The organism is Salinibaculum sp. SYNS191 (genome assembly GCF_037338445.1).
GTDB lineage: Archaea > Halobacteriota > Halobacteria > Halobacteriales > Haloarculaceae > Salinibaculum > Salinibaculum marinum.
Map to the genome: position 1 here is coordinate 48,613 of NZ_CP147840.1, position 14,305 is coordinate 62,917.

Genomic DNA, 14,305 nt, shown 5'->3' on the forward strand with positions numbered 1-14,305 from the left:
TAACGGAGCGCCAGTAGATTATTTCACCACAACTGGCGCGAAACGGCCGGCAGTCCAACCCTCGATTCCGCCGGCTCGACGTCGTTCTCGGCCGGTGCCGGCCGGTCTGGGTGGCACAGCGGTCGGCCGGTCCCCCTTAGCGTTAGTGCCCCTGAGGGGGCACGGGTAAAACGGACCGGCCCAGACCGGGCCGGCCCTTCCCGCACCGCTACCGCAGCCTGGACTGTCGGAGGAGTCCCGGAGACCAGTCAATACCGGGAGTACGGGGGTAACGGCTGTTGGGAATACTCCGACACGAGAACAGGCCAGATCTTCTTAGGCACCTTTCTGAGTTGAACGCCCCTGTGCGAAACTCCTGTACTTGATATCAGTCACCCACTGACCAGTTGCTCTCCCAAGTGACCGGGAGTTCCGCAGTGTTGAGGACGTCTGCGATCTCGGCTGGCGTGACGCTGCCCTGTTGTTCAGCCAGCTGCATCAGTTCCGCCACCTTTCCGGTCGGAACCGCGCCAGTGCCCCGGACATCCGGACGTAATACTTCGCGGCACTGTCGATGGCCTTGCTTTTCGTATTCTCGCCGCTGGCTTCGAGGAGCGCTTCAAGACGACGCTCCCTCTCATCGTTCATCCTGAGCCGCATATTTTTACACACACCCCCCAGTTTCCTAGTTTTTTTGGCCTTGTTGAAACCCTCAAGTAGTGATAAGTTTCAGCGCCCGTGCTGAATAGAGTGCGCATATCTTGCACGGAGTCAACTAAAATCACTTATATATATACCGCTGTCTCACTGTCTTCGGGAAGATTCACATTCAAATAATGGACTTCTGACCTGTCCCTGAGAAACTATTATACCGCCAGCGTTGGCACGCTTCTGTGATGGCTGTTGTGGGCATGACCGATGCCACCGCGAAGATTGCACGCTATCTAGCAATTACAATTAACCGCCTCATCGCTGGGCGATACAGTCGCAGGGAAGGTATCAGCATCGGAATCGTGATCGCCCTCCTCGTCGGATTGCCCTGGTACTTTGTGGTTCCCATCATTGATCCAGTTCTTTCTCCGCTCCCGACGGTAAGCTTCACCACGGACAGCCTGACCGCGCTGTGGGGTATCCACGCCACCGTAATCACGCTGATTCTGGTTGCCCTCTCGTTTGCGTGGCAGTCTGTCCGCAATTTGCCGACCACTCCCGAAGTCGTCGAAGACCTCGCAAACAAACTCCGCTCGATCGAGACCATCACGTTTCTCTTCGCCGCGAACCTTCTCGTGGGCTTGGGTGTCATCCTCTCGACGGGTCAGTACGTCATGACAGATGTGGGACTGTCAGTGGGAGCATTGCTTCTTGTCAGCGTCGTCGTCACTATCCACCGTTTCTGGGTAGTATTCTCACTCTTGCTCCACAACACGCTGGACGAGACGGTGATGAAATTCGCGGCGGCTGCACGGACAGGGAAGTACGGAAAGGCGAGCGGGAGCTACGACGCATATCTCGAACACTTCTTCGATGCTGCGAAAGCAGATATCGAGCAGAACCGCCCCCGACGACTCGAAGATACACTCGGGAATGTGACCTCGTTGATGATTGAGTTGGATGAGGAGGACCACGAAGTCGAGATTGATCAGCAACTACTTGGTTTCGTCAGGGATCGATACCTTGGTCTACACCGCCGCAGTTTAGAAAAACCGAACGAAGAATTAGAAGACAAGGTTATCACGTCGTATGGAGCTATCTTCTACGGGGTGTCGATTACCGACGAGACGAAGATTGCCTGCTGGTCACTGGAGACGATGCCACAATTTCTCACGCAGAAGCTTGCCGAATACCCTGAGAGCGGGGGTATCGAACAAATATTGTCTCGGTTCGAAGAGTTCCAGCACAAGGTTTTGGCCTCATTCGACGGGGCAAGTTCATTAGGAGAACTGGAGACCAGTGTAACAGTACTCGACGCTTGGTTCGCAACACAGACATCTCTGTGGCGTCGTTCAATTGAGGGCGAAAGCCGCACGGCGCTGGCGTATCTGCACCACCTCCTTGACGACATCTTCCAGTTTAGACGATACGAACACGCACCGCCAGTACCAAGAGGAGAAGAAGATGCAACAGACGATGTCGTTGGAGACGTGAATCGGCAGAAACAGCAACGAGCGGATCAGTATCGCGTAGCTATTAATCGGCTACGGTTTGCGGCGTATGGCTGGGTACTCAAACTGTTCCGTGCGGACGAACTCCAAGCAACGTTTCTGGAACACGTGCTCAGTGAGTATGCCGAGAGCAAACTTGATGACATTGAGAGACCTTCAGAGATCTATTTCGGGATGAGGGACGAGGGGGGTAGACTGAGTTACTGGGAGCGATGGAATCTCAATCATGCACTCGATGACAACTACGGTAGTGCGACCACAGGGATGTCTGTCAACACGTGGTTGCTGGACTTCTACTGCACCATGCTTGTCTGGACGCTTGACTTCGATACGATGACCGCCGTCCGAGATCGTTCTCCCGAGAGCAGTGTCATCCTCGAATCTGAGGCGGACCAGCACACAGTAGACAAGATTACCGACAGGATCGCCTCGTACCGCACCAACTACCCACTCAAGAAGTTCCACGACGAATATCCACCAATCGACCAGCGGTGCAACGTTCTGATCCGCCACTTCAAAGACATCAAGACCGCACTCGACGAGCAAAAGCAACAGTGGGTACGTAAACAACCACTTGACGAAGGGCGGACGGATGGACTTGCTGAGAAGGTCAATTCACAACTGGAATCAAGCGGACTTCGGACAGTGCTCGCAGAGACGGGAGAAATCAAACAAGGAGAAGTGTTCGGTCCCGATGTTGGTGGCGATTTTAGTGGTGCTGTAGTGATGCCGCGTCGGATATTCGTTGACGATGGAGTGTCGACCTTCTTCGGTGACCGATTTACACAGCTGCTGCAACGGTACCGAAACTTCGTCGTGGAACATCTGAATTTCGAAGAGCGCACAATCAACAAATTTGCTGAACTGCCCGACGTGCTCGCAGACATCGCTGCCAATCACGAAGTTAGAGCGTTCGTCGTTGAGCAAGTTGACGGTAAAACTGTGTTGCGCGATGATGACCGAAGTGAAAGAGAACACACCGATTCCCTCGGAAGCTACCTCAGCTTCTGTGATGTCCCTGTTGTCACTGAGTCAATGTCCGAGACAGCCGCAATTGCCGTCTTCGATGCTGAGTTCGAGTACGCCGAAGACGCAGACGATCATCCGATTTCTGTGTCGGTGACGCCTGGCGAGGATGTGGAGGGGTGGAATGCTGAGGACTTGGCCGACGGCGCTGACATTCGAGACAAGGTTCATGTCCAGTTTACCTATCGTGCCCACATCGACAGTACGGACAACAACGGCATCGTTATCGATGTCCCGCGGGACACTTCATGATCGGTTATATTCTGCGACGACGCAGGAAAGGGGACCGGCGACAAGAGAACAAAGTCATCTCTCGTGTTGAGGTAAAAGATGGCGTTATCGGCATGAGATGACGCGATGTGCGAATACCTTGGAATCCCATACACCGGCCACGACTGGACTACCGCAAGGAATCCCAGATAGTAGACGGGACCTGACTCAAACTACTGTACATCATCGGCTCAAATCCAGAAGCGCACGACGAACTGTTAACTAGTCTCGACAATGCGGCAGCTCCACCCCTTGCGGAACTGTTTAAACAACCCACATCGTCTTGTCAAATATGCCAAATGATTTTCTTGGGAGTATAGAGTTCTTGTCAGAATCAGAGGACCGAACTCCCGAGGAATTCATCGACTTAGCCCACGACCCTGATATCCTCTATTACCATATCCAGGAGTCCAAGCAGAAACTCAACCGAGGAGTCAAGGTAGATACTGACGAGAAAGACGATGAGGTCCTCGTCCACTCGAAAATCGAGATTTTCCAGTCTGTGATGCAGTACGTGGAAGCGTTCAGTATCTACTATCTCGCCTACATCAAGGGACGCGAGGACTTAGTGAAGTACCTCATATCCACCTACCCGAGAGAGGTGAAGACGTTCTACACCAAACTCAACGATGGAGAAGTTGCGGAGTACCTGGATGACCACGATATCGAGGCCGATTACCGGGACCTCCTAGAATCACTGTTTGGCTACCGATTCATCACAGAGGACGCAGACGAGGAGCAGTTGGAACAGATAGATCTCGACGAGCTATCTGCAGACTCGATTGAAGACCTCGTTGAGCAGTCAGCTGAGATGCTGGATGAACAGATACAGGATATCGGGAACTTCTATCTTGAGTTCGGGAACGCGTATAACGCAGTCAAACACGGGAATCGGATAATCCCCCAAACAGACAACGAGTTCCAGATCTCAAGAGAAGGGGAAGAGGATGTAGATGTCGCGGTTGACCTCGACTTCGCACTCTTCCTTTGCAAGCATGAGGAAAAGGCCTACCTGACCGGGATCCCGGTTGACCACCTCCTTGAACACTCGCTGGACATAGCTGAACGAGTTCACGACCTCTTCACGTATCTCCGGCGAATAGCAAAGGCAGCGATAGAGGAGGAACGTGAGTTCAGCGTTCCGTTCTACGGTCCTTCCGACGGTGAGGAATCACCGCAGAGATGGGTAAAAATCTGGAATGAGCATAGTGTGCTAATTCTTCCGCGGACAGAGGCGATTGCGGAGCTACTGGCGGAATCCTCATATGAACGTACCGTCGCCAGTCGGCTCAGTTTGGACGGAAAGACCCTCCAGATAATCACTGAAAACGACGCTTCCATCTCTCCAGAGTATCCAGTGATGGTAACGCTGGCACAGCAGGGGGTTCAGGGACTGACACCTAAGCCGCTCTTTGGTCTCAACATCACGTTCACTCTAAATGAGATCGATATCCAGCAGTACTACGAACTTCTTGAAATGGAGGATCTCCAGCAAGGGGTGGGTGTCGATAGCACAGTGATTCACGATAAGGAGCGAGGGGAAGAATTCGAAGTCGGTTCACCAACCTCGTTCAACATCCCCTCTATCTATGACCCGTTTGAACGGGAACTCATCGAGCAGCTGTACTATCTGCAGCTGATCACAGACACGAAAATCCCGGTACCCCTCGAAATGTCAGAGTCTCACGCGGAAGTTATTCGGGAAGCAATTGAGGCGGATATCGAACGGGATGATGCAATAGAAGCTGTTGAAAGTCTCCGCGAAATCGGGGAGGATGCAGTGGTCACTGGTGTCTACGTTGACCGTGTTACCCGAGCAGCGGACAGGTTTGAGTCCGAGCTGATAGGGAGTATCTGGGGTGCCTTCGATTTCGCTTTCGAGTTCGAGACCGACGAGATAGCTGAAGATTTCGAACAGGAATGGGGTAAAGAAGGAGACGAGATAACCGTTGGCCTCGAAGGGTATTCAGGGTCCTTCGACGAGCTAGTTGAGGAGTTACAGGAAGATGTAGAAGATGTCGAATACTTCATTGACGCTCTATCAATCAGAGACGACAGAGCCCAGCCACCGGACATCCTCGTCAATTACTCTATCGGAGAGTCCGGATTCTGGTATACCGATCACTCCCTTCGTCTCCAGGTCATTGATGAAGATGCTGGACACGGCCCTATCGAGTGCGAGCTTTGTGGCGAAGTGACAATGGATGTAAAGACTCATCTCACCGAGGACTGTGAAGCAGACCCGTTCGCTTAAACCCTGTCGAGCCTCCCAGGAGGACTAGTCGTCCAGGTCCAATCCCGCAGTAGGCTTCTCTTCGCCCGCGAAAATATCCAGCAAGTACAGCACGCTGAACCCGAGATTCTCGTGGAGCCAGTCCAGGTTTGAGTAGATGTCTGTGAAGTCGCCAGTCACGAAGTGGCTGATACCGATCTCCTCCTTTAGGAACATGGCATCACAGATCAAAGCGATATCAGCGTCGTTCTTCATGTGGACAGGCCACTCCTTCAACCTTCGCTCCACATCAGGGTATTCTCGGTCTCGAATAGGTTCCAGATAGACTCGGGCCTCGATCTGGTCCTTGTGCTTAATCGACCGCTCCATCAGGACGTCCTTCAGCTTCCGAGCAGCCTCACGAGCAGTCCGCCGAGTGAGTTCTCCTCCTTCTCGAAGTACCACTCAAAGTACTTCTGGAGCCGTGGACGGACCTCCTTCTCCTCGGACTCCTTCATCTCGAACCGGTCGACGTACTCGTCCATCACCGTCTCAATATCGAGCTCGTCGTCACTGTAGGTCTGCAGTTTCTTCCCGAACTGCCTCAGCTTCAACCGAAGCTTCGCCCGTTTCTCCCCGTACAGGCCTTCGTCCCGGTCTAACCGGACGTCGGCGGAACGCCGACTGTTGTCCTCGGTACTGGAGCAGTACTCGTAGACGGCGTTCTTCCCGGTGTATATCGTGTTGTCGGTGTCGAACAATCGTTTGGCGTTTGGGTACCACCGGTCGTTGAGGAAGGTGAGTCCGAGCAGGCAGTTGGTGTCTACGAAATACCGAGTCATGGAGGGAAGGGTGGTTAGGGGGTGGGTGAAAGACCGAGGAGGGCGATTGCGACACCGTCAGCGGCTTCGGACACTACATGGTTCTCTTCCAGGTCTGTGTGTAGGCGGGAGCGTTCTCGCTCGATCAGTTCGAGTTCTTTCCGGATGTCCTCTTGGCGGCCTTCGAGATCCTGCGTGTCCAGTTCCTCAGCGATCTCTTCGGGGGCCAACCCCGTGTTTTCGCGTTGGGCAAGGTCAATACAGAAGATGGTCCAGAATAATTCAGAGATCTTCAGGGCTTTCTGCGGCCGGTACTCTTCGGCATCGAGTTCGGCACTTACAACCGAGTACCAGAGATCAAGATCTTCCTCCAGCCATGGGTAGTCGTCGACCGGGAAGGTGTCGATGATATGGAAGACTGTGTCGATGACTGCTTCCCTGCTGGGATCTACTTCGGGATAATCTGGTTTGTCGTCGGTAGCGTCACTGAGCTGTTTGTCCAGTCGTCGGTAGTGGCGCTGGACATCGTAAGGCGCCTCTTCGTACATGTCATCAGTCAGCCCCTCCGTATTTTGTTCGTACAGACGGTTGAGTACTCGAGAAAGTGCGAGACGCGCCTTCGTTTCTTCCTCCCTTCGAAGGCTGACCTGGGCAGCGGAAAGGCTGCAACGGACTTCTCGGCCATCGTCACTCGACTCTACTGTGACCGGGGATCCACCGGTCTTCGCCATCGTTCCGAACTTGTACCAGAAGTGCTGGACATCCGTGTTCAATCCGATGTCATCGAGTTCCTTGTCAGCGAAGTATAACAGTTTGTAGAAGGTTTTGGGGCGTAACGGGTTCGAGTAAAATCTCTCGTCCAAGAGAAGGGCCGTTACCTCCCCTATGCTCAGTGTAGAGGTCATGCTTATTCGAGGCTAACAACACCCAATCTAATTATTGTATTGAAAATAGTGAATCTGAATCTTGGACTCCCTAAACCGTGGCCAGAAATCAAATTCGCGGCCTGAATACGGGACTGTTCACTGCGACGAAATGATTTAGGGACTCCATTGTGAGGTTCGGCATAACGTGGCACTCACCAACCTCTTAGGCGAACGCGAGGCCCTCGCTAAGAACTCGGAAATCTACGGGGAAAAGGTCCAAGAGTACATGGAGGCGATGGGATTCTACATCACGGAAACATCGCCCACCCATGGCGGGCTTGTCGACCAGAAATACGAACTCCCAGAGATCAGGGGTGACCGGGAGGTCTGGGTCGAGCTGAAGTGGACGGACCAGCGCCGTCACGGGAAGAAATTCCTTGAGGAGATGGGGAAGTACTTCCTCCACTACATGGACCGGCCTCCTGAGAAACGGTTTGACGTAGCTATCTTCGGACGAAACCTCGAGAACTTCAATGAGTGGCGGAAGATCTTCGACGTCACCAAGCAGACCGACGATGCAATCCAAGAATTCTACGACCGGGTCTGCGAGAACGACAAACTCTCGGACGACCACCGAAGGAAGATCAAGAGCTATCCAATGGACGATTTCGAGGAGTTCCTGAGTGACACCCACGTCTACCAGGCCGACTACGACTCGCTCCTGATGAAGATTGCGGAGTTCGAGAAAGACGACCGGTTCAAACCAGACTTCTTCCAGCGCGAAGCCGAACCCATTACCGACCGGTCAGAGCTGACCACCAACCTCATCGAGATAACAGAGCACCCTGAAACTCTGTACATCGGAGATCAAGTGGAGGGAGCGACACAGCAGGTCGCATTCAAGCTCAGGCCCTTCACGGTGCCAACGTGGTTCAAGTCGAACAAAGTCTACAGCCTGTTGCCGCCTGAGAAAATGCCGAAAGCGGTCAAACAGTTCATCGCCCCGGACACGGTCGAGGAGACCGGGTTCCGGTCGTGGGTAGAAGCCGACCAGGGGAACGCCGATATCGGGAAACGACTGATCCGTGCCGTTGTCCTCTCCAAGGGTGAAGATCGGGGCTGTATCGCGATAAACTACCGGAGCAACTACCACCTCTACTTCCCACACGAAGACCCCGAAGCGGAGGTCCGGGAAGAAGAGGGGCGACAGGTCACTAGGTACTTCGGTGACGGAGAGTCCCCGTTCTTCCGGCACCACTCAATCCGTATCGGCATCCTCGAATACTCGGGGCAGTACTTCCTGACCCTGAAACCAGCTATCCTGTTCACCTCTAATGGGAAAAAGAACCGAATCACCGGGGAACAAGCCAAACCGTTGCACGACAGGTTCAGCCCCAGCCGACACGGGAACAACCGGAAAACACGGAGCCGGATCAACCACTGGTGGAAAATCCTGGACTACGGCAACCCCAAACAGGACGAACTGGACATCGGGACAGAACCCGTGATGCTGGAAGTCAACAAAAGACCACCCAGAGACACCGACGAACGGGACGACACCATGCAGAACAAGTGGCTAGAAGAGTTCCAATGAGCGAATTCACCGCTGAAGTCCTCGACGAACCCAGCCTGATGTTCGCCAACGGAGAGGAAGCCATCGACCCTCGAGTCGGGCTAATGGAGTTCGGCCCAAGAACACCATCCGGTAAATCCGAACACCAAGTCATCAACATCGGATACATCGGGTCTGGCCGATCTCTCGGCGCTATCGAGAAACTTTTCAAGGACATGGAGCTGGCGATCACCGCCGACGAAGACGAGTCGAAGCGGTGGAAACCACCGTTCCCTGGCCTTGGCGAACGATCGTCGCTGAACTTCACGTTCAACACACAGAAGCGGTGGCGGCAGACAATTACTCGCGGCGAGATCCGGGACCTGAAACAGATCCGCAGCCGGAAGGACCGGTTGGAAGAAGCAGTCGAGATCATCAAGATCAACCTCGAAGTCCTGTACGCCAAGGAGACGCCACCTGACGTCGTGTTCATCGCGATTCCCGAAGCGATGTGGGACGCCTGCACTCCATCCCACCAGGACTATGCCCAGATGCAGTCAGAGACCAGTGACTTCCACAACCGGATCAAGCTGCTCGGGATGGAAGTCGGATTGCCGACACAGCTGATGCAGCCGAAGACCCTCCGCGGTGAGGACGTTCAGGACAAATCCGAGATCGCATGGAACATCGCGGTCGGAACACTGTACAAGGCGCAACGCGGCCATCCCTGGAAACTAACCGAGCTGGAGGACGGGACATGCTTCGCCGGGATCTCCTTCTACAAAGAGCGAGGCGGAGACCAATCCCGAACGCGGACAGCAATGGCCCAAGTTTTCTTGGAGACAGGCGAGAACTTCATCCTTCGAGGCGACCCCGTCGAAGGAGAGAAACACGGACCAGGCAACAACCACCTCGCAGAGGACGACGCCGAGAAACTGGTCAAGAAGATTCTCAGGCACTACCGTAGCCACAAGGGCACGGAGCCCCGGCGATTGGTGCTTCACAAGCGGTCGGAGTTCTGGGAAGAGGAGCGAGAGGGCTTCATCAAAGGTGCTGGGAACATCGAGTTGATGGATTTCATCACAGTCCGAGAACGGCACCCAGTCCGAGCCTTGAGTTCCGGTATTTATCCAGCGCTTCGGGGCACAATGATCTCCGCACCCAATAACGAGGAGCATTACCTGTACACGAAGGGGTACATCCCAGCCTTGTCGACGTATCCGGCGTCAAATATCCCGGAGCCGATCGTGGTCAAGCCGGATCCGGAGGTCAGTGATTCGTCGCCGCAGAAACTGTGCCGGGAAATGCTGGCATTCACGAAACTGGACTGGAACACTTCGGACTTCTGCACGAAGCTCCCGGTCACGATTGGGATCTCGGATGCCGTGGGGAACATCCTGGCTGAGGCCGAGGCCCAAAACACGAGTCTGGATATCCATTACTACCACTACATGTAGCAAATCGGGCGAGTTACCCTACCCAATGAGATTGCCCGACTTTGTACGTGGCAGGAATACCCTCCCCAGCAGGAGCCAGCAAGTTCTCCGGTTTCTGGTTGTCAGACAGTGGTATGCATCGTCGACGCGCGGAAACCGCTTCAGCTCTTAGATAGCTAAGGCCGTTCAGCGTGGATATGTTTACTTTCGGCTATTTCTTATTGTCACTGGCTCAGAATAGAACGATACAAGAATGGCAAGTCTCCCGAATCCTCTGATATCAGATATTTCGGGTTGGCTCTGTTGAAACCCTCAGCAGTTGATACAAACGGCGTACTGAATATAGAGGGTTCATCAAGGACTGTTCAATAATGCCAATAAATAGTATATTCTACAACGCCACTCTTTTCAAACAGTAGTGCCAGTTTGTCTCACTTAGACTCGTCTCGAATCATCCGGGAAGCTAGATATGCAAGACCGGCTGTAACTGCTCCTCCCGCAGCGATTTCCTCTATTGAGAAACCAAAGAATAAGCCACCACCAGTAGCTTCGGCTTCGATTGTATTGATTCGAAGTTCGGTGTCCACAAGTAGATCACGAAGCTCATCCTTTGTGGGTTGGATAGCACCTGTTTCGTACTCGTCCTTTATTGAACTCCCTATGCTACCCTCAAAATCCGCCACTGTCTGTAACGCAGCCTCGTAATCTTCTTGATCCATCTGTTCGTCAAGTTCACTCAGCATATCCAGCAGGTCTTGTCTCCGTCTCTCAGGCTCATCTACGAATGCGTTATCTGGAACCCGCTCAATTCGATCTTGAACTGAACGGATTATCGGATTAAATGATATATTGTCATTCCCCTGCTTGATTTCCACTTCCCTCGTATTTTCGGGAAATGGGATGGTAAATATGAATTCCCCAGTTACAGTAGAACCTGAGGGAGTACCAGCACCCTGAAATGTATCCACTGCTTCGTCTCGATAAGTCGTCGTTTCAATATTAGCTCCCCTTCCGTCTCTGGTGGTAATTGAAACGTTCCCATCGTCGCCAGCCGATGGTGCAGGTCTCCCCTCTCTCTGAATCAGTGCGGTGACCTCAGTCTCACCGCTTTCTGTCGTGATGGCTCTTCCCGACAGAATTGGCTCAACGACATCGTCAATGCTTTCAGGAGGAATTGGTTCAAATTCGTTGTCGATCAACTTTTGATACGTGAACGTATCTATCCACTCCGCGTTCGGGGTTTCTCCTACAGTGTGCGCGTAGCTCATAATCGATTCTACAGGGCTTGGAAAGTTGACTACCGAAAGTGATCCATCGGACAAATCATACCCATTTGAGACAAGCCCCGGATCATCATCTCCCCGATCTCTAGTTCGGACGTGTGCATTGTCGACCTCATCAGTTGAAATGGTACAGTCGTCAAAATCATCTGCAACACGCCGCATAGCAAGCTCATCTTCAAAAACACCGGAGTCAAAGCTTTCACTGCAGGAACCATCATTCCCTAAAAAGTGATGCCCGATTTCATGAGCGGCCGTCTCGGCACCGACAGGCAACATCGCAGCTGAGGCCTGTGGTTGGGTCGGCCAACTCGATGGGTGGATGCCTATTACGTTATCTTTCGAATGAAAACTGAAATAGTCGTCTTGTCCGGGGAGAGAATCCGGCACCACTGCAAGTGTAACATCAAGCTCAATTGGAGTATACATTTCTAGCGCATCACGTGCCTCTTTCAGATCTTTCCTGTAATCATTCGAATCGGCTGTTGCTCGCATCACATCAGGATGGACGAAATCATTGATCCCGGCGACAGGAAAGTTACTCTCGATAAATTCAATATACTCTGTAACCAGTCGCTCGAACCTGTCCCGTGGTGTTTCGTCTCTGGATCCAGGGACAATACGCCCGTCATTATTTCCGTATCTCGTACCATTCTCGGCATCTTTGAGTTCGATAAATCCGATATTTATCGCCCCCGTTTCACGCGTGGCAAAGTCATCGTCGGCAACGAGGCGTGCAGAGGCTACCGGGTCGTCAGGTCTGGCGGTCAACTGAATCTCCGTAACATCAGGTCGCAGAATTGTTTCTTCTGTTGCAAATACGCAGTCTTTGTTATGGAAAACTTCAATCTCTTGACCCCCCCGCATAAGCAGTTCAACTTCAGATTTGGTCAATTCAAACGAGATTGATACTGGCTCACCAGATTCCCTTACTTGCGTCGCTTCAAACGTCAGCGTGTCCGTTTCAATGGTCTCAATTTCGCCCTCTAACTCGAACAGTACGGCTGTTTCTTTCCCTACGATGAGGTCGGGGATTTTCGGAACATCCGCTTCGATATCAGAACCCACCAATCGGGTGTTCTCTGTTGCCTGAACCAGACGTACATTCTCAAAACTTATCTCGACTGTTTGGTCGCCAGGATCGGGTTCTGGCTTACTTGGTTCCAACTCATTGCCAGCCCACGTGTGATGATGGCCGAGGGTTCCCAAATTCACTCGTGACCCTTCGCTCGATCCTTCAACCCCAGCATGCAGTGCATACATGTTGCCGTCACCTCTCCCGACGAAGACAGTGCCATCCACCACCGTTGATGACGTCCAACCGCCCCTCTCAGTTTTGGTTGACCACACCTCAGTCCCATCCGTGGCGTCCAGCGCATACATATTGTCAATACTCCCGATAAAGACGGTACCCCCCGCCACTGTGGGCGACGAGGTGACAGACGCACCAGTTCCGAATGACCACACCTCACTTCCGTCGGCCACATCTAATGCATATACGTTGCCGTCATCACTCCCAATAAAGACGGTTCCTCCTGCCACTGTGGGCGACGAGGTGACAGACGCACCAGTTCCAAATGACCACACCTCACTTCCGTCGGCCACATCTAATGCATATACGTTGCCGTCATCACTCCCAATAAAGACGGTACCCTCTGCCACTGTGGGCGACGAGGTGACGTACCCATATCTGCCAGCTTTGAATGACCATACCTTCGTGCCATCGTTTGCGTTCAATGCATACACGTTCGTATCGACGCTGCCGATGAAAACGGTGTCATCCACCACTGTCGCCGATGATGTGACCCTATCATCTGTTTTGAACGACCACATCTCGCTGCCATCGTCGCTATTCAGGGCATACACGTTGCCGTCGTTACTCCCGAAAAAGACGGTGCCATCCGTCACTGTCGGCGACGACTCAATACCCCCGCGAGTCATTACTGACCACAGCTCACTTCCGTCAGTCACATCCAAAGCGTGAACTTTGGCACCAGCAGTCCCAACGAAAACAGTGCCACCGACCACCGTTGGTGCTGACCCAATACCGAACCCAGGTTGAAATGACCACACCTCACTTCCGTCGGCAGCATTTAATGCATACAGAGTACCATCACTGCTCCCAGGGCTGGGATCGTCACTCCCGATAAAGACGGTGCTATCTACCACTGTTGGCGATGCGGTGAAACGTTCACTACCATCCGTATCAAAGAGCCACATCACCTCACCACCCGACGCATTTTGAGCACTGGCCGATCGAATCATTCCAGGCGCTCCCATCAGCATGAACCCCCGGTCTTCAGGAGATCTCGCCGTCCCAGTGGAAACTTGCTCATCAGATCATCACTCCCCTCGCTGCAATCGCCGAGAGTCGATATCCGTTGCCGCTGATCGGCCAAAGCCCCTACCCGAAATTTCCATACACTTACAAAAATGATTAATGACTTATAATTTTCTCTGAACCGTGTGCAGTATTTGCGCTGTGTATCAATCAGTTCCTTCGTAAACCACTCTATATCTGTCAGTAACAGCGTGACCGATACAGAGGTTGAGTGGGGCAGGGAATCGGCGTGAGTTCCATGACCAGCCGGTCGCTCCAGACCAGTGCTCACTCTAAGCGAAAGTTACGCCAGTGCCTCATACGTTGCGTCGTTACGATCGATTCAAGTAATTTCGAATCTAACAAGTGGCTTTTTGTCAC

At 52.9% G+C, this 14,305-nt stretch carries 9 protein-coding genes; 4 read left to right on the forward strand and 5 right to left on the reverse strand.

What is annotated here, in order from left to right; all coding sequences use genetic code 11:
* Positions 1–477 precede the first annotated feature (477 nt).
* Positions 478–639, reverse strand: coding sequence for a hypothetical protein (locus tag WDJ57_RS21285; protein ID WP_338904390.1), 162 nt, complete (start codon positions 637–639; stop codon positions 478–480).
* A 236-nt stretch (positions 640–875) separates the two neighbouring features.
* Between WDJ57_RS21285 and WDJ57_RS21290 the strand changes: the two genes are divergently transcribed.
* Together WDJ57_RS21290 and WDJ57_RS21295 are read left to right on the forward strand one after the other, a co-directional pair.
* The gene (locus WDJ57_RS21290; protein WP_338904388.1) at positions 876–3,419 is read left to right on the forward strand and encodes a hypothetical protein; all 2,544 of its coding nucleotides are present in this window, start codon (positions 876–878) and stop codon (positions 3,417–3,419) included.
* Positions 3,420–3,729: 310 nt separating this feature from the next.
* On the forward strand, positions 3,730–5,691 hold the full coding sequence (locus WDJ57_RS21295) for a hypothetical protein (protein WP_338904387.1): 1,962 nt from the start codon (positions 3,730–3,732) through the stop codon (positions 5,689–5,691).
* Between the two features lie 24 nt (positions 5,692–5,715).
* Here WDJ57_RS21295 and WDJ57_RS21300 read toward each other — a convergent pair whose 3' ends face one another.
* The 3 genes from WDJ57_RS21300 to WDJ57_RS21310 form a co-directional block, all read right to left on the reverse strand.
* The gene (locus WDJ57_RS21300) at positions 5,716–6,039 is read right to left on the reverse strand and encodes a hypothetical protein (protein ID WP_338906486.1); all 324 of its coding nucleotides are present in this window, start codon (positions 6,037–6,039) and stop codon (positions 5,716–5,718) included.
* Positions 6,040–6,050: 11 nt separating this feature from the next.
* The gene (locus WDJ57_RS21305; RefSeq protein WP_338906488.1) at positions 6,051–6,410 is read right to left on the reverse strand and encodes a hypothetical protein; all 360 of its coding nucleotides are present in this window, start codon (positions 6,408–6,410) and stop codon (positions 6,051–6,053) included.
* Positions 6,411–6,505: 95 nt separating this feature from the next.
* Positions 6,506–7,375 carry a hypothetical protein gene (locus WDJ57_RS21310; RefSeq protein ID WP_338904384.1) on the reverse strand — a complete coding sequence of 290 codons (870 nt, stop codon included), beginning with the start codon at positions 7,373–7,375 and terminating at the stop codon, positions 6,506–6,508.
* A gap of 166 nt (positions 7,376–7,541) precedes the next feature.
* Here WDJ57_RS21310 and WDJ57_RS21315 point away from each other — a divergent pair, with 166 nt between their 5' ends.
* Together WDJ57_RS21315 and WDJ57_RS21320 are read left to right on the forward strand one after the other, a co-directional pair.
* Entirely contained in the window at positions 7,542–8,930 is a 1,389-nt protein-coding gene (locus tag WDJ57_RS21315; RefSeq protein WP_338906490.1) for a hypothetical protein, read from the forward strand.
* Positions 8,927–10,345 (forward strand): argonaute/piwi family protein, encoded by a 1,419-nt coding sequence (locus tag WDJ57_RS21320; protein WP_338904381.1) that lies wholly within the window; start codon positions 8,927–8,929, stop codon positions 10,343–10,345. Before WDJ57_RS21315 ends, WDJ57_RS21320 begins: the two co-directional genes overlap by 4 nt.
* Positions 10,346–10,755: 410 nt before the next feature.
* Here the strand turns inward: WDJ57_RS21320 and WDJ57_RS21325 are convergent, their stop codons facing one another.
* Complete coding sequence (locus WDJ57_RS21325; protein ID WP_338906491.1) at positions 10,756–13,890, reverse strand: PQQ-binding-like beta-propeller repeat protein; 3,135 nt, start codon at positions 13,888–13,890, stop codon at positions 10,756–10,758.
* Between the last annotated feature and the right edge of the window lie 415 nt (positions 13,891–14,305).

Coding starts and splice junctions, on each gene's coding strand:
- WDJ57_RS21295 (WP_338904387.1), top strand. CDS start 3,730: ATGCCAAATGATTTTCTTGGGAGTATAGAGTTCTTGTCAGAATCAGAG.
- WDJ57_RS21310 (WP_338904384.1), bottom strand. CDS start 7,375: ATGACCTCTACACTGAGCATAGGGGAGGTAACGGCCCTTCTCTTGGAC.
- WDJ57_RS21300 (WP_338906486.1), bottom strand. CDS start 6,039: ATGGAGCGGTCGATTAAGCACAAGGACCAGATCGAGGCCCGAGTCTAT.
- WDJ57_RS21325 (WP_338906491.1), bottom strand. CDS start 13,890: ATGCTGATGGGAGCGCCTGGAATGATTCGATCGGCCAGTGCTCAAAAT.
- WDJ57_RS21320 (WP_338904381.1), top strand. CDS start 8,927: ATGAGCGAATTCACCGCTGAAGTCCTCGACGAACCCAGCCTGATGTTC.
- WDJ57_RS21285 (WP_338904390.1), bottom strand. CDS start 639: ATGCGGCTCAGGATGAACGATGAGAGGGAGCGTCGTCTTGAAGCGCTC.
- WDJ57_RS21290 (WP_338904388.1), top strand. CDS start 876: ATGGCTGTTGTGGGCATGACCGATGCCACCGCGAAGATTGCACGCTAT.